This is a genomic window from Mycobacterium sp. IDUB_24 (assembly GCF_055419385.1).
The window spans coordinates 562850-581405 of record NZ_JBVAXO010000003.1 but is presented as its reverse complement, the minus strand read 5'-3'; the positions used below and the strand labels follow the sequence as shown (position 1 = coordinate 581405).

15 protein-coding genes are annotated in these 18556 nt (G+C 66.6%); 10 read left to right on the top strand and 5 right to left on the bottom strand.

The features are described from left to right. The first annotated feature begins 30 nt into the window (after window positions 1-30). The 6 genes from ACZYZF_RS15220 to ACZYZF_RS15195 all read left to right on the top strand — a co-directional run bounded on the left by ACZYZF_RS15220 (window position 31) and on the right by ACZYZF_RS15195 (window position 10501). Window positions 31-2061 (top strand): bifunctional copper resistance protein CopD/cytochrome c oxidase assembly protein, encoded by a 2031-nt coding sequence (locus ACZYZF_RS15220; RefSeq protein WP_463836152.1) that lies wholly within the window; start codon window positions 31-33, stop codon window positions 2059-2061. 170 nt (window positions 2062-2231) lie between these two features. After that, on the top strand, window positions 2232-2690 hold the full coding sequence (locus ACZYZF_RS15215) for a single-stranded DNA-binding protein (RefSeq protein WP_463747536.1): 459 nt from the start codon (window positions 2232-2234) through the stop codon (window positions 2688-2690). 110 nt (window positions 2691-2800) lie between these two features. Then, window positions 2801-4474, top strand: a complete 1674-nt coding sequence (gene ettA / locus ACZYZF_RS15210; protein ID WP_463747537.1) for an energy-dependent translational throttle protein EttA — start codon at window positions 2801-2803, stop codon at window positions 4472-4474. A 98-nt stretch (window positions 4475-4572) separates the two neighbouring features. Next, on the top strand, window positions 4573-9441 hold the full coding sequence (locus ACZYZF_RS15205) for an NAD-glutamate dehydrogenase (RefSeq protein WP_463836151.1): 4869 nt from the start codon (window positions 4573-4575) through the stop codon (window positions 9439-9441). Further along, complete coding sequence (locus ACZYZF_RS15200; RefSeq protein ID WP_463747539.1) at window positions 9438-9845, top strand: acyl-CoA thioesterase; 408 nt, start codon at window positions 9438-9440, stop codon at window positions 9843-9845. The genes ACZYZF_RS15205 and ACZYZF_RS15200 overlap by 4 nt, the downstream gene beginning before the upstream one ends. Further along, window positions 9842-10501, top strand: coding sequence for a DUF8185 domain-containing protein (locus ACZYZF_RS15195; protein WP_463747540.1), 660 nt, complete (start codon window positions 9842-9844; stop codon window positions 10499-10501). Before ACZYZF_RS15200 ends, ACZYZF_RS15195 begins: the two co-directional genes overlap by 4 nt. Before the next feature lie 54 nt (window positions 10502-10555). On the opposite strand, the gene ACZYZF_RS15190 is transcribed toward ACZYZF_RS15195, so the two are convergent. Together ACZYZF_RS15190 and ACZYZF_RS15185 are read right to left on the bottom strand one after the other, a co-directional pair. Next, window positions 10556-12124 (bottom strand): glycoside hydrolase family 13 protein, encoded by a 1569-nt coding sequence (locus ACZYZF_RS15190; RefSeq protein WP_463836150.1) that lies wholly within the window; start codon window positions 12122-12124, stop codon window positions 10556-10558. A gap of 1 nt (window position 12125) precedes the next feature. Beyond that, window positions 12126-12512, bottom strand: a complete 387-nt coding sequence (locus ACZYZF_RS15185) for a globin (RefSeq protein ID WP_196808296.1) — start codon at window positions 12510-12512, stop codon at window positions 12126-12128. 162 nt (window positions 12513-12674) lie between these two features. Here ACZYZF_RS15185 and ACZYZF_RS15180 point away from each other — a divergent pair, with 162 nt between their 5' ends. From ACZYZF_RS15180 to ACZYZF_RS15170, 3 genes are read left to right on the top strand one after another with little or no spacing between them, the layout of a single operon-like run. Next, on the top strand, window positions 12675-13319 hold the full coding sequence (locus ACZYZF_RS15180; protein WP_463836149.1) for an HNH endonuclease: 645 nt from the start codon (window positions 12675-12677) through the stop codon (window positions 13317-13319). A gap of 59 nt (window positions 13320-13378) precedes the next feature. Beyond that, window positions 13379-13612 carry an aa3-type cytochrome oxidase subunit CtaJ gene (gene ctaJ / locus ACZYZF_RS15175; RefSeq protein ID WP_463747543.1) on the top strand — a complete coding sequence of 78 codons (234 nt, stop codon included), beginning with the start codon at window positions 13379-13381 and terminating at the stop codon, window positions 13610-13612. Further along, the gene (locus ACZYZF_RS15170; RefSeq protein ID WP_463836148.1) at window positions 13599-14069 is read left to right on the top strand and encodes a DUF5130 domain-containing protein; all 471 of its coding nucleotides are present in this window, start codon (window positions 13599-13601) and stop codon (window positions 14067-14069) included. Before ctaJ ends, ACZYZF_RS15170 begins: the two co-directional genes overlap by 14 nt. A 77-nt stretch (window positions 14070-14146) precedes the next feature. On the opposite strand, the gene ACZYZF_RS15165 is transcribed toward ACZYZF_RS15170, so the two are convergent. The 3 genes from ACZYZF_RS15165 to ACZYZF_RS15155 all read right to left on the bottom strand — a co-directional run bounded on the left by ACZYZF_RS15165 (window position 14147) and on the right by ACZYZF_RS15155 (window position 17615). Next, window positions 14147-14488, bottom strand: coding sequence for an HNH endonuclease (locus tag ACZYZF_RS15165; protein WP_463747545.1), 342 nt, complete (start codon window positions 14486-14488; stop codon window positions 14147-14149). Window positions 14489-14580: 92 nt separating this feature from the next. Then, window positions 14581-17172: an aminopeptidase N gene (pepN, locus tag ACZYZF_RS15160; RefSeq protein ID WP_463836147.1), complete on the bottom strand. Its 2592-nt coding sequence runs from the start codon at window positions 17170-17172 to the stop codon at window positions 14581-14583. A 38-nt stretch (window positions 17173-17210) separates the two neighbouring features. Then, the gene (locus ACZYZF_RS15155; protein WP_463747547.1) at window positions 17211-17615 is read right to left on the bottom strand and encodes a DUF732 domain-containing protein; all 405 of its coding nucleotides are present in this window, start codon (window positions 17613-17615) and stop codon (window positions 17211-17213) included. Window positions 17616-17896: 281 nt separating this feature from the next. Here ACZYZF_RS15155 and ACZYZF_RS15150 point away from each other — a divergent pair, with 281 nt between their 5' ends. Continuing rightward, window positions 17897-18541: a mycothiol-dependent nitroreductase Rv2466c family protein gene (locus ACZYZF_RS15150; protein ID WP_463747548.1), complete on the top strand. Its 645-nt coding sequence runs from the start codon at window positions 17897-17899 to the stop codon at window positions 18539-18541. The last annotated feature ends 15 nt before the right edge of the window (window positions 18542-18556 follow it).

The following is an 18556-nucleotide window of genomic DNA, read 5'->3' as shown; positions in this document are numbered from 1 at the left end:
GCGCCGCGCCCCACGCCATACCCTTGCACCATGACTTCAGCCGGCCCGGTGGTCGCATCCAGCGTGCGCAACAGCGCAGTGTGGCCGGTGCTGGTCGCTGTGGGCCTGTTGGCCGGAGCAGTGGCGGCCGGTATCGGCGCGCTGTCGCTGGCCGACGCGCTGACCGCCACCGGCCTGCCCGATCCGGGCCCGGTCACCACCTACGGCCTGCCGTTCGTCCGGGCTGCCGGTGAGATCGCCGCCGTCGTCGCCGTCGGGGCCTTTCTGTTCGCGGCGTTCCTGGTGGCACCGCAGACCAACGGCGTTTTGGATGTCGCCGGTTACCGGGCGCTGCGGCTCGGTACGGCCGCCTCGGGCGTGTGGACGGTGTGCGCCGCGCTGCTGGTTCCGTTGACGATCTCCGACGTGTCCGGACAGCCGCTGCTCGATCATCTCGGTCCGGTCGACGTGTGGTCGGCGGCGAGCCTCGTCGACGTCTCCGCCGCCTGGCGCTGGACGGCGATCCTGGCGGCCGGCGTCACCATCGCGAGCCTGCCGGTATTGCGGTGGGGATGGACACCGGTGTTGCTGGCCGGATCCCTGGTGACTTTGATGCCACTCGTCCTGACCGGACACTCGTCGGCCGGTGGCGCTCACGACCTGGCCACCAACAGCCTGTTCATCCACCTCGTGGCGGCCGCGCTGTGGGCCGGCGGACTGCTGGCGTTGTTGGCCCATGCCCTCCGTGCCCGGGGCGCGGCTGACGGATCCAACACCGCGCTGGCGGCCCGACGCTTCTCGGCGCTGGCGTTGTGGTGCTTCATCGCGATGGCCATCAGCGGGGTGCTCAACGCACTGGTGCGGATCCAGCTGCCCGATCTGGTGCGCACCAACTACGGCTGGCTCGTGGTGGGCAAGGTCGTCGCGCTGACCCTGCTCGGTCTGCTGGGTTGGCGACAGCGACGGGTCAGTCTGACCGCCCTGGCCACCGACCCCGGCACGCGCACACCACTGATCCGGTTGGCGCTGACCGAGGCTGCACTGTTCGGCGTCACGTTCGGCATCGCCGTCGGGCTGGGCCGCACCCCACCGCCGCCGGAGCCGAGAGTTCCGAGCGCCACCGAGGTCGCGATCGGATATGACTTCGCCGGGCCGCCGACGGTCGCCCGGGTGGTGTTCGACTGGCGGTTCGACCTGCTGTTCGGGACCGCGGCGATCGTCGCGGCAGTGGTGTACCTGGCCGCGGTGTACCGACTGCGCCGACGTGGCGATGCCTGGCCGGTGGGCCGCACGTTCGCCTGGCTGCTGGGCTGCGCAACCTTGCTGTTCACCACGTCATCGGGTCTCGGCCGCTACATGCCGGCCATGTTCAGCATGCACATGATCGCCCACATGATGCTGTCCATGCTGGTCCCCGTCCTGCTGGTGCTGGGCGCCCCGGTGACCGTGGCGCTGCGGGCGCTGCCCGCTGTGGGCCGCGGATCGCCGCCCGGCCCCCGGGAATGGATCCTGGCAGCTCTGCACTCGAGGGTGTCGCAGTTCCTGACCCAGCCCATCGTCGCGACCGTGCTGTTCGTGGCCGGGTTCTACGGCTTGTACTTCGGCGGCATCTTCGACGCAGCGGTCAGCAACCACGCCGCGCACATCCTGATGAATGTGCACTTCCTGCTGTCGGGGTACCTCTTCTACTGGGTGGTCATCGGTGTGGACCCGACCCCGAGGCCCGTCCCGCACCTGGTCAAGATCGGGATGGTGTTTGCCTCACTGCCGCTGCACGCGTTCTTCGGTGTGGTGATGATGGGCATGGACACCGTGCTCGGCGAAAGCTTCTACCGCTCACTGCAATTGCCGTGGCACACCGATCTACTCGGAGACCAGCACCTCGGTGGCGGGATCGCCTGGGCGGCCGGGGAAGTCCCGCTGGTCATCGTGATGTTGGCGCTGCTGATCCAGTGGCGGCGCAGCGATCAGCGCACCGCCAAGCGGTTGGACCGGGCGGCTGACCGCGACGACGACGCCGATCTGGTTGCCTACAACGCCATGCTTGCCGAAATGGCGCGGCGTGACCGTCCTTCCGGATAGTCAGCGGTAGTAGTCGGGGTTATCCCCAGCGTTCGTTTCATCCACAGCCGACGCGTGCACCGGGTCCGCCGCGTATCTCCTGTCGGGGTGCCGACGGTCAATGGCTGCGTAAGGCGGTCGACGCTTCAGCTCCGGCCGCCGGCACAGATGAAGCGAAAGGAAACAGAAAAATGTTCGAGACCCCGTTCACCATCGTCGGCAACATCATCACCAATCCGGTTCGGCTGCGGTTCGGCGACCAGGAGCTCTACAAGTTCCGGGTGGCCAGCAATTCGCGGCGGCGCACCTCCGACGGCACCTGGGAGCATGGCAACTCGCTCTACGTCACGGTCAACTGCTGGGGCAATCTGGCCACGGGCGCCAGTGCATCGCTCATGAAGGGGGACGCGGTCGTGGTGGTCGGGCAGGTCCACACCAGTGAGTACGACGACAAGGAAGGTGTGCGCCGGTCATCTGTCGAGGTGCGGGCTACCGCAGTCGGCCCCGATCTGTCGCGGTGCACGGCCAAGCTCGCGCCCTTGCCGAAGCCGAGCGCCGGCCCGGTGACAGAGCCGGAACGAGAACCCGGCGACATGCTGGACGACGATGAAACCGAGCTTGACGAGGGGGACTTGCCACTGTCGGCCTGACCACATTCGACCACGCTTAGGATGGGCGCGAGTGAGTTGGGCTTGCCGCGTCCCGTCGCGCACGCGCCCATCCGACATTCCCGAAGAGCTTCAGAAAGGCACATCACGGCATGGCCGAATTTATCTACACGATGCGCAAGGTTCGCAAAGCGCACGGCGACAAGGTCATCCTTGACGACGTCAGCCTGAACTTCCTTCCCGGCGCGAAGATCGGCGTCGTCGGTCCCAACGGGGCTGGTAAGTCGAGTGTGCTGAAGATCATGGCCGGCATCGACCATGCCAACAACGGCGACGCGCTGCTCGCACCCGGCGCCTCCGTCGGCATCCTGATGCAGGAGCCGCAGCTCGACGAGACCAAGACGGTCCGCGAGAACGTCGAGGCCGGCGTGGCGATCAAGGGCAAGCTCAACCGGTACAACGAGGTCGCCGAGCTGATGGCCACCGACTACACCGATGAGCTCATGGAAGAAATGGGCCACCTGCAGGAGGAGCTCGACGCCGCCGATGCCTGGGACATCGACTCCCAGCTCGAGCAGGCCATGGACGCACTGCGCTGCCCACCGCCCGACGAGCCCGTCACCCACCTCTCCGGCGGTGAGCGCCGCCGCGTGGCGCTGTGCAAGTTGCTGCTGTCCAAGCCGGACCTGCTGCTGCTCGACGAACCCACGAACCACCTCGACGCCGAGAGCGTGCTGTGGCTCGAACAGCACCTGGCCAACTACAAGGGCGCCATCCTGGCAGTCACCCACGACCGCTACTTCCTGGACAACGTCGCCGAGTGGATTCTCGAACTCGACCGCGGCCGGGCCTACCCGTACGAGGGCAACTACTCGACCTACCTGGAGAAGAAGGCCGAGCGCCTCGAGGTCCAGGGCAAGAAGGACCAGAAGCTGCAGAAGCGGCTCAAAGACGAGCTGGCCTGGGTCCGTTCGGGCGCCAAGGCCCGGCAGGCCAAGAACAAGGCTCGCCTCGGCCGCTACGAAGAAATGGTCGCCGAAGCGGAGAAGAGCCGGAAGCTCGACTTCGAAGAGATCCAGATCCCGACCCCGCCCCGGCTGGGCAGTGTGGTGGTCGAGGTCGAGCACCTGGACAAGGGCTTCGAAGGCCGCACGCTGATCAAGGACCTTTCCTTCACACTTCCGCGCAACGGCATCGTCGGCGTCATCGGTCCCAACGGTGTCGGCAAGACCACGCTGTTCAAGACCATCGTCGGCCTTGAGCAGCCTGACAGTGGTGAGGTCAAGGTCGGCGAGACGGTCAAGCTCAGCTACGTCGACCAGAGCCGTGCCGGCATCGACCCGAAGAAGAACGTCTGGCAGGTCGTCTCCGACGGCCTGGACTACATCGAGGTCGGCCAGAACGAGATCCCGTCGCGCGCCTACGTGTCCGCGTTCGGTTTCAAGGGACCTGATCAGCAAAAGCCCGCGGGCGTGCTGTCCGGTGGTGAGCGCAACCGGCTCAACCTCGCGCTGACCCTCAAAGAGGGCGGAAACCTGATCCTGCTCGACGAGCCGACCAACGACCTCGACGTCGAGACGCTGTCCTCACTGGAAAACGCACTCGAGCAGTTCCCGGGCTGCGCCGTGGTCATCAGCCACGACCGCTGGTTCCTGGACCGCACCTGCACGCACATCCTGGCGTGGGAGGGCAACGACGACAACGAGGCCCAGTGGTTCTGGTTCGAAGGCAACTTCGGTGCCTACGAGGAGAACAAGATCCAACGTCTCGGCGCCGAAGCAGCGCGTCCGCACCGAGTGACCCACCGGAGACTGACCCGCGACTGACCTGTGAGGGGATAAGGACGCAGCAAGCTCGGGGACGCTACTAGTGTCGCAGCTACGCACCGAAGCCGGTGGATGGGCGTGAGTCAGGAGTGATCCGTATGGCGACCGAACCGGGAGCTGTTTCAGGGCAGGGGATTAGCGGCTTGGCTGATTTACAGGCGCCGCCTGAGGTGATCCACCGCCTTGCGCTGGCCTTCCTGTCCACCTACCGGGCTCCTCAGGTCGACGCGCCCGGAATCGCCGCTACCGGTCCCCAGGCCTCCGGTGTCGCCGAGCGACTGGTCTCCGACGGCACGGTCGTTGCCCAGTACGCGCTGGGCAGCCACCGGGCGCCGGGGGAGACCAAGGTCGCGGTGTATCCGGGCGATGCCGACTCGGGCCCGGCGCTGCAGATCGTCACCGAGCAGACAGCGATGCTGGTCGATTCGGTGACAGTGCTGCTGCACCGCAACGGCATCGCCTACCCGGCCATCATGAACCCGGTCTTTCGGGTGCACCGCGACGCCGATGGCGCACTGCTTGACTTCCGGCCTGCGGCCGAGGCCACCGGAGGGGACGGCGTCGACGAGTGCTGGATCCTCGTCCCGGTGATCGGGGCGGCCGACGGCCCCGCGCTCACCGAGGTGGTTCGGTTGCTGCCCGGCGTGCTCGCCGAGGCCCGCCAGATCGGCATGGACTCCGCGGCGATGGGCGCCGCGCTCCATGCCCTGGCCAACGATGTGGCCACCGATGTCGAGGGCCGGTTCCCCAATGCCGACCGCAGGGATGTCGCCGCACTCCTGCGCTGGCTGTCCGACGGACATTTCGTGCTGCTGGGGTATCAGCAGTGCGCGATCAGCGACGGGCGCGCCACGGTCGATCCGGGCAGCCGGCTCGGTGTACTCAAGCTGCGCGAGGATGTGCTCCCGCCGCTCACTGCCGCCGATGATCTGATGGTGCTGGCGCAGGCCACCATGCCGAGCTATGTGCGCTACGGCGCCAATCCATACATCGTCGTCGTTCGCGAGAGCGGCGGCGAACGGCGTGATGTCACCGCTACCGAGCATCGTTTTGTCGGCCTGTTCACCGTGGCCGCGATGAACGCCAACGTGCTGGACATCCCGTTGATCTCGCGGCGGGTAGAGGAGGCGCTGGCCATGGCCCGGCGCGATCCGAGCCACCCCGGCCAGCTGCTGCGTGACATCGTCCAGACCATCCCGCGCCCCGAACTGTTCGCGCTGAGTTCCAAGCAGCTGCTGGACATGGCGCTGACGGTGGTGGACCTCGGGTCGCGGCGCCGGACCCTACTGTTCCTGCGCGCGGATCAGCTGGCGCACTTCGTGTCCTGCCTGGTGTACCTGCCGCGAGACCGTTACACCACTGCGGTGCGGCTCGAAATGCAGGACATCCTGGTGCGCGAGCTCGGTGGTGAGAGCATCGACTACTCGGCGCGGGTCAGCGAATCGCCCTGGGCAGTAGTCCATTTCATTGTGCGCCTACCCGACGGTGCGGTCTCGCACACCGTGGACACCTCGAGCGAGAACGAGAACCGGATCCAGAACCTGCTGACCGAGGCCACCCGCAACTGGGGTGACCGGATGACCAGCGCGGCAGCGCACGCGGCGCTCACCCCGGCCGCCGTCGAGCACTATGCCTCAGCCTTCCCGGAGGACTACCGGCAAGCCGTTGCGCCGGCGGATGCCATCGCCGACATCGCGATCATCGAAGCCCTGCAGGACAATTCGGTGAAGTTGGTGTTTAGTGAAGGTGACGACGACGGTGTCGACCGTGGCGCCCAGCTCACCTGGTACCTGGGCGGCCAGTCGGCCTCGCTGAGCGAACTCCTGCCGATGCTGCAGTCGATGGGTGTGGTGGTGCTGGAGGAGCGCCCATTCACGGTCCGGCGGGCCGACGGCCTGCCGGTCTGGATCTATCAGTTCAAGGTCGCCCGGCAGCGCAGTCTCCCCGGGGCGCCCGACGCCGCTTCGCGCGAGGCCACTGCCCAACGATTCGCCGATGCGGTGACCGCGATCTGGAACGGCTGGGTGGAGGTAGACCGGTTCAACGAACTGGTGCTGCGCGCCGATCTCACCTGGCAACAGGTGGTGATCCTGCGCGCCTACGCGAAGTACCTGCGCCAGGCCGGTTTTCCGTACAGTCAGTCGCACATCGAGTCGGTGGTCAACGAGAATCCGCACACCACGCAGTCGCTGGTGCAGCTGTTCGAGGCGCTGTTCGACCCCTCCGAGGACACCGCGGGGGCCCGCGATGCCCAGGGGGCAGCTGCCGCGGTGGCCGCAGACATCGACGCGTTGGTGAGCCTGGACACCGACCGGGTGCTCAGGGCCTTCGCCACCTTGATCCAAGCTACCCTGCGCACCAACTACTTTGTGCAGCAGCCCGATTCGGCGCGGCAACGCGGTGTCGTGTCGATGAAGCTGAACCCGGGCCTGATCAACGAACTGCCGCTGCCGCGGCCCAAGTTCGAGATCTTCGTGTATTCGCCCCGCGTCGAAGGCGTGCACCTGCGGTTCGGGTTCGTGGCGCGCGGCGGGTTGCGCTGGTCGGACCGCCGCGAAGACTTCCGCACCGAGATCCTCGGCTTGGTCAAGGCCCAGGCTGTGAAGAACGCCGTCATCGTGCCGGTCGGCGCCAAGGGCGGGTTCGTGGTCAAGCGGCCACCCGAGCCGACCGGCGACGCAGCCGTCGACCGGGAAGCGACGCGCGCCGAAGGCGTTGCGTGCTACCAACTTTTCATCTCCGGGTTGCTCGACGTGACCGACAACGTCGACAAGGGGACCGGTGCCGTCGTCACGCCACCGGAGGTGGTGCGCCGCGACGGGGAGGACGCTTATCTGGTGGTCGCGGCCGACAAGGGCACGGCCACGTTCTCCGACATCGCCAACGAGGTCGCCAAGTCCTACGGGTTCTGGCTGGGCGACGCGTTCGCCTCGGGCGGTTCCATCGGTTATGACCACAAGGCCATGGGCATCACCGCCAAAGGTGCCTGGGAGTCGGTGAAGCGCCACTTCCGGGAGATGGGGGTCGACACCCAGAGCCAGGACTTCACTGTCGTCGGCGTCGGCGACATGAGCGGTGACGTGTTCGGCAACGGCATGTTGCTCTCGAAGCACATCCGGCTGATCGCCGCCTTCGACCACCGGCACATCTTCATCGATCCCAACCCCGACGCCGCGCGGTCCTGGGTGGAGCGCAAGCGCCTGTTCGACCTGCCCCGGTCCAGTTGGGAGGACTACGACAAGGCGTTGATCAGTGAGGGTGGCGGTGTCTTCAGCCGTCAGCAGAAGTCGATTCCGATCAGCCCGCAGGTTCGCGCCGCACTCGGGCTCGATGCGGAAATCGAGGAACTCACGCCGCCCGCGCTGATGAGGGCCATTCTCAAGGCTCCGGTGGACCTGCTGTGGAACGGCGGCATCGGCACCTACGTCAAAGCCGAGACCGAGGCCGACGTAGGCGATCGCGCCAACGACCAGATCCGGGTGTGCGGTAACGAGGTGCGGGCCAAGGTCATCGGTGAGGGCGGCAATCTCGGCGTGACCTCGCTGGGGCGTATCGAATTCGATCTGGCCGGCGGACGGATCAACACCGACGCGCTGGACAACTCTGCGGGCGTCGACTGTTCGGACCACGAGGTCAACATCAAGATCCTGATCGACTCGCTGGTCACAGCTGGCCAGATCAAGCCCGGTCAGCGCACCGATTTGCTGCTGTCGATGACCGACGAGGTCGGCGCCCTGGTACTGACCGACAACAAGCACCAGAACGATCTCATGGGCACCAGCCGGGCCAACGCCGCGAGCATGCTCTCGGTGCACGCCCGGATGATCAAGGAGTTCGTGGCCAACCGTGGACTCAACCGCGAGCTGGAGGCATTGCCCTCGGAGAAGGAGATCCGGCGCCGGATCGATGCCGGAATCGGTTTGACCTCACCGGAATTGGCCACGCTGATGGCTCACGTCAAACTGAATCTCAAAGACGACGTGCTGGCCAGTGACCTGCCCGATCAGGAGGTGTTCGCGTCCCGGCTGCCGCAGTACTTCCCGGAGAAGCTGCGTGAACAGTTCACCGGTGAGATCCGGTCGCATCAGCTGCGCCGGGAGATCGCCACCACCATGCTGGTCAACGATCTCGTCGACACCAGCGGGATCAGTTACGCCTACCGCATCACCGAGGACGTCGGGGTCGGCCCGGTCGACGCGGTGCGCAGCTATGTCGCCACCGATGCCATCTTCGGGATCGGTGAAATCTGGCGCCGGATCCAGGCCGCGGGCGACGCCGGGGTGCCGGTGATCGTCACCGACCGCATGACCTTGGACCTGCGCCGGCTGGTCGACCGAGCCGGGCGCTGGCTGCTCAACTACCGTCCGCAGCCGTTGGCCGTCGGCGCCGAGATCAACCGGTTCGCCGCCAAGGTGTCCGCTCTGCGCCCTCACATGCCGCAATGGCTGCGTGGTGACGATAAGGCGATCGTCGAGAAAGAGGCCGGCGAATTCGCCGCGCAGGGCGTCCCCGACGATCTGGCCTACGCGGTGGCCACCGGGCTGTACCAGTACAGCCTGCTCGATGTGATCGACATCTCCGACATCGTGGACCGTGAGCCCACCGAAGTGGCCGACACCTATTTCGCGTTGATGGACCACCTCAGTTCCGACGGGCTGCTCACCGCGGTCTCCCGACTGAGCCGAGACGATCGGTGGCATTCCTTGGCGCGGTTGGCGATTCGCGACGACATCTACGGTTCGCTGCGCGCGCTGTGCTTCGATGTGCTCGCGGTCGGTGAGCCCGACGAGACCGGTGAGGAGAAGATCGCCGAGTGGGAGCTGACCAACAGCTCCCGGGTGACCCGCGCCCGCCGGACGCTGACCGAGATATACCAAGATGGTGAGCAGGATTTGGCGACGCTCTCTGTGGCGGCGCGGCAGATCCGCAGCATGACACGAACTAGTGGAACGGGAACGACTGCGTGAGCTTTACTACGCCGGTGCATGTGCGCTGGTCGGACATCGACATGTACCAGCACATCAATCACGCCACGATGGTGACTCTTCTCGAAGAGGCCCGCATACCGTTTCTGCGTGAGCCCTTCGGCGCCACGATCGAAACCATCGGTCTACTGATCGCCGAGGTCAATATCGCCTACAAGGGGCAGCTGCGGCTCGTGGACTCACCGCTACAGGTGACCATGTGGTCCAAGCGGGTGCGGGCCGTCGACTTCACCATCGGCTACGAGGTGCGCTCACTGCACGCCGATCCTGACTCCAAGCCGTCGGTGATCGGCGAGACCCAATTGGCCGCGGTTCACATCGCAGAGCAACGTCTGGAACGTCTGACGGCCGAGCAGCGCGGCTATCTGGAGAGTCACCTGCGATGACCGCCCCCGAGCGCGGTCTGTGGATCGATGATCCGCGGGACCGTGCGGATCTTGCGACGTTCCTCGACCGTGCGCTGCGGTTGGACGACGCCGCGGTGGTGCGGTTGCGGGAGCGGAGCGATGCCGGCGCGGCGGTGGCCTGGGTGGCGACCGGGCTTGAGGTGTTGGCCAGCCGGGTGGTGCGCGGTCGGGTGCGCCCATCGGACCTGTCCGCGGGAGCCGACGCTGTGGTGTCCGGGTTGTCCACTGCGAGAAACGGATACGTCGAGACCGGCTTCCCGATGGACTCAGCCTGGCGCGGTGGTCTGCCACCCGAGGACGGATTCGTCCACCTCGACGACGTCCCCGCGCGGGTGATGCTCGACCTGGCTCAGCAGGGCGGCGCACTCGCCCGTGAGCATGGCAGTGCCCACGGGCCGCCGGCGTCACTGCTGGACCAGGAGGTCATCGCGGTCAGCGCGGGTGACGTCGCCGTCGGAGTGCCCATGCGATGTGTTTTCGCGTTGACCGCCATGGGTTTTCTGCCGCAGACCGGCAACGAGGTGAGTGAAGGGGAGATTGTCCGGGTCCGCGCACACCCGTCGTGGCTGCGTATCGACGCCCGGTTCGGGTCGGTCTACCGCCGCCGCGAAAGTGCCGCCCTGATCCTCGGCTGATTTCCTCTCGCGAGCAGACATAAACTGCCCATTTCGCCCTGAGAATGGGCAGTTTTATGTGTGCTCGCGGGGCGTCGGGACCACCCAGGCGGCGGTATCGGCGGGCAGGAGAGACTCGGTCGGCTCACCACTGCTCAGCAGAACCTGGCCGGGCGGCAGCGGCACCGGCTCGAGACCGGTGTTGAGGACACACACCAGGCCGCCTTCACGCCGCAACGTCAGAACCTCGTCGGCGGTGTCCAGCTCGATCCGATCGCCGGCGAATTCGGCACGGCTGGAGCGTAATTGGATAGCGCGCCGATAGAACGCCAGAGTGGACGTCGGGTCGGCCTGCTGACGCTGCACCGTCAGCGATGCCCACTCGGCCGGCATCGGCAGCCAGGTGTCGGAACTGGTGGAGAACCCGAACGGCGGGGCATCGCCTGCCCACGGCATCGGCACCCGGCACCCGTCGCGTCCGCGTTCGGTGTGGCCCGACCGCTCCCACACCGGATCCTGGAGCACGTCGTCGGGCAGATCGACGCTTGCCAGCCCGAGTTCCTCGCCGTTGTAGACGAATACCGCGCCCGGTAGTGCCAGCATCACCAAGGCCATCGCCCGCGCTCGCGCCAGCCCCCGGGCGGCGCCGCCGTAGCGCGTGATCTCGCGTTCGACGTCGTGATTGGACAGCGTCCAGGTCGGCGTCGCCCCGGCCAGCTCGGCAGCGGCCATCGCGTTGTCGATCGCGTCGTGGACCTCGCCGGCGTCGAAATCAGCTTGTACCAGACGGAAATTGAAGCCGAGGTGTAGCTCGTCGGGACGCAGGTACTTCGCGAAGCGTTCATTGCCGTGCACCCACACCTCGCCGACGGCCACCGCGTCGGGATAGTCGTCGAACACGGTCCGGATGAAGCGGTGGATGTCGTGGACGCTGTCGTTGTCGAACCGCGGGTCGTCGTCGCTGCTGCCCAGCAGCGCGGTGTCGGTGACCGCCATGTCGGGCAGCTCGGGTGGTTTGGCCATGCCGTGCGCGACGTCGATGCGGAAACCGTCCACCCCGCGATCGAGCCAGAACCGCAGCGTCTTCTCCAGATCCTCGAACACCGCGGGATGGTTCCAGTTCAGGTCGGGCTGGGCGGGGTCGAACAGGTGCAGATACCACTGGCCCGGTCTGCCGTCGGGTTCGGTGACGCGAGTCCAGGCCGGTCCGCCGAACACCGACACCCAGTTGTTGGGTGGCGTGTCACCGTGCGGGCCACGGCCGTCGCGGAAGATGTAGCGGTCGCGTCGCCGCGGATCGGCCACAGCCTCGACGAACCACGGGTGCGCCGAACTGGTGTGGTTGGGCACCAGGTCCATGGTGACGCGGATGCCGCGGGCATGAGCGGCGTCGAGAAGGCGGTCCAGGGCGTCGATGCCGCCGAACAGCGGGTCGATGTCGCGCGGGTCGGCGACGTCGTAACCATGGTCGGCCATCGGCGACACCATCACCGGGTTGAGCCACAGGGCATCGACGCCGAGCGCGGAAAGATAGTCCAGCCCGGCGCTCACCCCGTCGAGGTCACCGACCCCATCGCCGTTGCTGTCCCGGAACGAGCGGGGATAGACCTGGTAGAAAACCGCGTCCGCCCACCACCGGCGCATGTCAGAACGCCGAGTTCACCATCGAGTCCGCGGCCATGTTCAGATAATCCAGCAACGCCTGCCGGTGGGGCTCGTCCAGAGTCGCCGAGTCGATCGAGGCCACCGCGGTGTGCATGCAGCGCAACCAGGCGTCACGCTCGAGATACCCGATCCGGAACGGGGCGTGCCGCATCCGCAACCGGGGGTGGCCGCGCTGGTCGGAGTACGTCCTGGGCCCACCCCAGTACTGCTCAAGGAACATCCGCAGCCGTTCCTCGGCGCCGTCGATGTCGTCCTCCGGATACAGCGGGAGCAGGATCTCGTCCTCGCGCACCAGTTGGTAGAAACGCGACACGATCGCTGCGAACGTCTCGTGGCCCCCGACTTCGTCGTAGAAAGATCGTTGCACCTGCGTCACGTCACTCATTGTGGTCCATTGTGGCCCCAGCGGACGTCGGGGCCGGTCACGGCGGTCTGGTCACCCCATGTTCATTGGACTGACCTGCGAACACCCGAAGAATTTTCGTGCGTATTGCCGGGATCCGTGGTGGACTATCTCCTCGGAGGCTCCATGGCGCACAGCAAAAAAGGCCATATACGACGGACCGGCCACATTCCCGGCCCCTCGGGACCCCATGTGCCCAATCGCCCTCTACACAGCGTCGAGATACTTCCCACCAGCGCTCCCGACGCGTCCCTGTGGGGGCGCCGCCGCGTCCTGCTGCTCAACTCCACCTATGAACCGCTGACCGCACTTCCGCTGCGTCGCGCGGTGATCATGGTGATGTGCGGAAAAGCCGACGTCGTGCATGACGACCCGTCGGGACCCCTCATCCACTCGGCCACCCGCACCATCGTGGTGCCCTCGGTGATCCGGCTGCGCACATTCGTGCGGGTGCCGTACCGGGCCCGCATCCCGATGACCCGTGCGGCCCTCATGCACCGCGACCGCTTCCGCTGCGCGTACTGCGGCGGGCGTGCCGACACGGTCGACCACGTGATCCCGCGCAGCCGCGGCGGCGAGCATTCGTGGGAGAACTGTGTGGCGGCGTGCGGACCGTGCAACCACCGCAAGGCCGACCGATTGTTGACCGAACTGGGCTGGTCGCTGCGGTGCGTGCCGATGCCGCCGAAGGGTGAGCACTGGCGGTTGCTGTCGACGATCAAGGAGCTCGACCCGGCGTGGGTGCGCTATCTCGGCGAGGGTGCGGCATGATGCCCGACTCGCTGGGCACTCTCGACGCGCCGGCACATCGGGGCTGATACGGTTTGCCCGTGAGCACAGCACTTACCCATTCCCTCCTCGGAGGGGTTCCGCTGTTGTTGTTCGTGGTCCTGGCGTTGATCTTCTTGACCCGCAGGGGACCGCACCCGACTACCTACAAGATGTCCGAGCCGTGGACCCACGAGCCCATTCTGTGGGCTGCCGAGGAGCCGCAGGATCACGGGCACGGCGGGCATGATTCACACGGCGTGACGATCGGAGGCGGCGCAAGTGGCAAGTGGTGAACTGGCGACTGCCACGCAGGACCTGGACCTGCCCTACGGCTATGCCCTGACCTACAGCGGTCGGATCTCGGGAGTCACCGAGCCCGGTGAGCTGTCAGTGCACTACCCGTTCCCGACCATGGACCTGGTCGTCCTCGACGACGCGCTGAAGTACGGCTCGCGCGCGGCGAAGGCCCGGTTCGCGATCTACATCGGCGACCTCGGCGCGGACACCGCCGCCGCGGCACGCGAGATCCTGGCCAAGGTGCCTACCCCCGACAACGCGGTACTGCTCGCGGTCTCACCCGACCAGCACGCGATCGAGGTGGTCTACGGCGCCGACGTCAAGGGCCGTGGCATCGAAGAGGCTGCCCCGCTGGGCGTCTCGGCGGCTGCTGCTTCCTTCAAGGAAGGCAACTTGATCGACGGTCTGATCAGCGCGGTGCGCGTGCTGTCGGCCGGCGTTGCCCCCGCCTGATCCGCTCTATCTACGCACAGCGAGCGTGCGTGTTTGTCTGCTGACAAGCACGCACGCTCGCTGCGTTTCGCGGTCTGCTAACCCGTCAGTTCCTGGCGGATCTCGACGAAGCGGGTCAGGAACTCGCGCTCGTCGAGCCGCTTGCGCCGCATCCAGGTGCTGACCTCGAAGTTGCACTTGCTGGCATTGCACGATGCGCACGCGGGTACCACGTTGTCCACGGTGTAGCGCCCGCCGCGCGAGATCGCCATCACGCAGTCCTTCTGAAACGGGCCGCCGCTGCCTCCGCAGTAAGCGCACCCACCCCATGCCGCCTTGATGGCGTCCCACTGCTCATCGGTGAGGTCGTGGACCACGAGGTCCATTCGCCGCTTGCGCTTGCGGGCAGCCCGTGCCGCGCGGGTTCGACTGACCGCCATGGGCACAGCGTATGACCGCGAGCGTGCGCAGAATGCGGCTCTGGCACGGCGTGTCGGGACGCAGACCCGCACGCTCGCGGTGCAACGGGGGCCTACCCGGCGTCGAAGGCGCGGGCGCGCAGGGAACGCTCCACGCCGGCACGCCCCTCGATCACCAGGCGGCGCAGCGCAGGCGGCACCTCCGGATCGGACAGGAAAGCGTCCGCCGCGTCGAGCCCGTTACGGCTGATGTCCCACGACGGGTACAGCCCGATCACCACGGTCTGCGCCACCTCGCTGGACCGCCGCTCCCACACCCCGGAGATCGCGGCGAAGTAGCGAGTGGTGAACGGAGCCAACAACTCGGCTTGACCGGGCTGCACGAAACCACCGACGATCGCGCGCGTGGTGATGTTGGCCATGGTGTCGTCCTCGATGACCTGTTCCCACGCCGCGGACTTCACCTCGTCCTGTGGGCGGGCCGCCGACGCCGCTGCGGCGTGACGCTTGCCGGCCGCGGTCGGGTCGGCCTCGGCCTCGGCGTCGATGAACGGCGTCTCGGGTCCGTCGGCGTCGACCTGTCCATTGCGGGCGAGTGCGGTGACGATCCGCCAGCGCAGGTCGGTGTCGATCACCAGGCCGGGCATGTTCACGTCGGCCGGTTCGTTGTCGAGCAGCGTCGACAGCACGGCGACGTGGTTCGGCGCCAGCACCGACGTGCACAGCGCGTTCACGAAGGCGAGCTGGTGATCCGAACCGGGGGCGGACTCGCGCGCGCGATCGAGCAGCGCATCGCCGAATGCCGGCCAGCCGATTTCGGTGGCCCAGGCGGGATCGGCGTAGGAACCGAGCGCGGTCTGGGCCTGCATCAGCAGCCGCTGCGCGACACCGACCTCGGATTCGGCATGGATGCCGCTCATCACCAGGGCGACGAAGTCGCGAGCCTTCATCTCGGCCTCGCGCGTCATCTCCCAGGCCGCCGACCAGGCCAGCGTCCGGGGGAGCGGATCGGCGATGTCGGCGATCCGAGACAGCACGGTCGACAGCGAGGCCGGGTCCAGCCGCAGCGAGCAGTAGGTCAGGTCGTCATCGTTGACCAGGATCAGCTTCCCGCGCGAAACACCGACCAGGGCAGGAACGTCCGTTACCGGACCTTCGACGTCGAGCTCCTCGCGGTGCACCCGGACGAGCTTGCCGGAGCCGGCCGGGTCGTCGTCGTAGATACCGACGGCCAGGCGGTGCACCCGGGTCTCCCCGGCGCCGGGTGCCGCACCCGACTGCGCGATGGCGAACCGGGTGAACGCACCCGAATCATCCACGTCGAAATCAGCCCGCAGCGTGTTCAAACCCGTTGTCTTGAGCCATTGTTGGCCCCAGCCCGACAGGTTGCGCCCGGAGGACTTCTCCAGCGCGCCCAGCAGATCGCCGAAGGTAGCGTTGGCGAAGGCGTGGTCGCGGAAGTAGTCCCGCAGCCCGGAGAGGAACTCTTCGAGCCCGACGTAGGCCACCAGCTGCTTGAGCACCGAGGCGCCCTTGGCGTAGGTGATGCCGTCGAAGTTGACCTCTACGGCGGCCAGGTCCGGGATGTCGGCGGCGACCGGATGGGTCGAGGGGAGCTGATCCTGGCGGTACGCCCAGGACTTCTCCACATTGGCGAAAGTGGTCCACGCGGTGTCGTATTCGGTGGCCTCGGCCTGGCACAGGACCGATGCGAACGTGGCGAAGGACTCGTTGAGCCACAGGTCATCCCACCACTGCATGGTGACCAGGTCGCCGAACCACATGTGGGCCATCTCGTGCAGCACGGTCTCGGCGCGGCGCTCGTAGGAGGCCCGGGTCACCTTGGACCGGAAAACGTAGTCCTCCAGGAACGTCACCGCGCCGGCGTTCTCCATGGCGCCCGCGTTGAACTCGGGCACGAACAGCTGGTCGTACTTGCCGAAGGCGTACGGCGTGCCGAAGTTCTTGTGGTAGAAGCCAAAACCCTGCTTGGTCTCGGTGAAAAGCCGCTCGGCGTCCATGAACTCGGCCAGTGAGGCCCGGCAGAAGATGCCCAGTGGGATCTCGCCGTGGGAATCGGAGTACGAGTCGCGCCACACCGCGTACGGCCCGGCGATCAGTGCCGCGAGGTAGGTGCTCATCTTCGGGGTGGTGGCGAAGGTGTGCACGGTGCCCGAGCCGTTGGGCTCGGCGGTGGTGGTGGCTCCGTTGGAGATCACCTGCCAGTGCGAGGGTGCGGTGACCTGGACGTCGAAGGTGGCCTTGAGGTCGGGCTGGTCGAAGCAGGCGAACATCCGCTTGGCGTCGGCGGTCTCGAACTGCGAGTAGAGGTACACCTCGTTGTCGACCGGGTCGACGAAGCGGTGCAGGCCCTCGCCGGTGTTGGAGTACAGGCAGTCGGCATCGACCACCAGGGTGTTGTGTTCGGCCAGGCCGGTCAGCACGATGCCGGCGGATTCGTCATAGCCGGATACGTCCAGTGCGACACCGTTGAGCGTCGCGCTGCGGACGGTATCGGCCGCCAGGTCGATGAAGGTGTCGGCGCCGGCGAGGGCGTCGAACGTCACAGTCGTGGTGGACCGGAAGGTGCGTTCGCCGGGGTTGCCGTTGCCGTCGGTGAGGTCGAGGATGACGCGGTAGTTGTCGACGGTGACCAGAGCGGCGCGCTCGATGGCCTGTTCGCGGGTGAGATTGGGAAGTGCCACCCGTCCAACTTAGTGGCTGGACGTCTGCTGGACTCGGCCTACTGGGGGAAGCCGGCGATCCCGGCGAGTCCGTTCAGCGCACCCAGGTTGTTCAGGATCGAACCGTCGCTGATCGAGGACATCATCTGCGGGCAGTACATCTGGATGGCGATGCCGGTGAAGAACGACGCCATCTGGGGGGACATGCCGCCGTCGCCGCGCATCTCGGAGGCCACCGAGGCGAAGTCCTTGCCCGGCTCGACCAGCATCGGACACACGTCCTGGCCCATCTGGACGGCGGTGTTGGGGTCTCCGTAGCCCACTCCGGCGTTGTTCAGCGCGTTCAGGAACGAGCTGTCGTTCGGATCGGCCGGGGCCGGGACGGGATCGGCTTGCGCAGGTGCTGCAAACGCGAGGACGGCGGCGACTGCACCTGCGGTCGACAGGAGGGCACGAGCGGCCATATTAAGCTCCTCAGCTATCACGCAGAACCCTTACGTCGCTCTGCTTACTTGGGCAACAGTGGTTTACCAGGGTCACAGGAACACCACGTTTCGGTAAAGGTTCGCGCACTATGCGTTTCCTGTGCTGCTGCCGTGACTTCAGCATGCATGTCGACATGCCAGCCATCATTGTTGTCGCAAAAGGTACCCGGATAGTTACTCGCGTCGGGAACATGTCGACAGGGGTGCACAGTTGTGCTGAACGCACATGTGCCCTGAACCACGTCGAGAGGAACGCGTAGATGGCTCCCAAGGATCAACCCAACGATCAGAAGGCCGCAGACCAAAAGGACGTGGCCGGCTTCTGGTTCGACCCGCTGTGCCCATGGTGCTGGATCACCTCGCGCTGGATCCTCGAAGTCGAGAAGGTCCGTGATGTCGACGTCCAGTTCCACGTCATGAGCCTCGCCGTGCTCAACGAGGGCCGCGATCTGCCCGAGAACTATCAGGAATTGATGAAGAAGGCGTGGGGCCCGGTCCGGGTCGCCATCGCCGCCGAGCAGCTCAAGGGCCCGGAGATCCTCGGTCCGCTCTACACCGCGATGGGCTTCCGGATTCACAACCAGGACAACAAGGACCTCGACACCGTCATCGCGCAGGCCCTCGACGAGGTCGGCCTGCCCGCCGAACTGGCCGAGGCGGCCACCACCGACAAGTACGACGAGGCCCTGCGCAAGAGCCACCACGCCGGTATGGACGCCGTCGGTGACGATGTGGGCACCCCGACCATCCACGTCAACGGCGTTGCGTTCTTCGGTCCGGTGCTCTCGAAGATCCCCCGTGGCGAAGAGGCCGGCAAGCTCTGGGACGCGTCGGTGATATTCGCGTCCTACCCGCATTTCTGGGAGCTCAAGCGCTCCCGCACGGAGGCTCCGCAGTTCGACTGAGGGCTGAACCCCGGC

Bases quoted from the DNA above. Each gene is read 5' to 3' on its own strand.
- ACZYZF_RS15220 (WP_463836152.1), top strand. From the start codon at position 31: ATGACTTCAGCCGGCCCGGTGGTCGCATCCAGCGTGCGCAACAGCGCA.
- ACZYZF_RS15215 (WP_463747536.1), top strand. From the start codon at position 2,232: ATGTTCGAGACCCCGTTCACCATCGTCGGCAACATCATCACCAATCCG.
- ettA (WP_463747537.1), top strand. From the start codon at position 2,801: ATGGCCGAATTTATCTACACGATGCGCAAGGTTCGCAAAGCGCACGGC.
- ACZYZF_RS15205 (WP_463836151.1), top strand. From the start codon at position 4,573: ATGGCGACCGAACCGGGAGCTGTTTCAGGGCAGGGGATTAGCGGCTTG.
- ACZYZF_RS15195 (WP_463747540.1), top strand. From the start codon at position 9,842: ATGACCGCCCCCGAGCGCGGTCTGTGGATCGATGATCCGCGGGACCGT.
- ACZYZF_RS15190 (WP_463836150.1), bottom strand. From the start codon at position 12,124: ATGCGCCGGTGGTGGGCGGACGCGGTTTTCTACCAGGTCTATCCCCGC.
- ACZYZF_RS15180 (WP_463836149.1), top strand. From the start codon at position 12,675: ATGGCGCACAGCAAAAAAGGCCATATACGACGGACCGGCCACATTCCC.
- ACZYZF_RS15165 (WP_463747545.1), bottom strand. From the start codon at position 14,488: ATGGCGGTCAGTCGAACCCGCGCGGCACGGGCTGCCCGCAAGCGCAAG.
- ACZYZF_RS15155 (WP_463747547.1), bottom strand. From the start codon at position 17,615: ATGGCCGCTCGTGCCCTCCTGTCGACCGCAGGTGCAGTCGCCGCCGTC.
- ACZYZF_RS15150 (WP_463747548.1), top strand. From the start codon at position 17,897: ATGGCTCCCAAGGATCAACCCAACGATCAGAAGGCCGCAGACCAAAAG.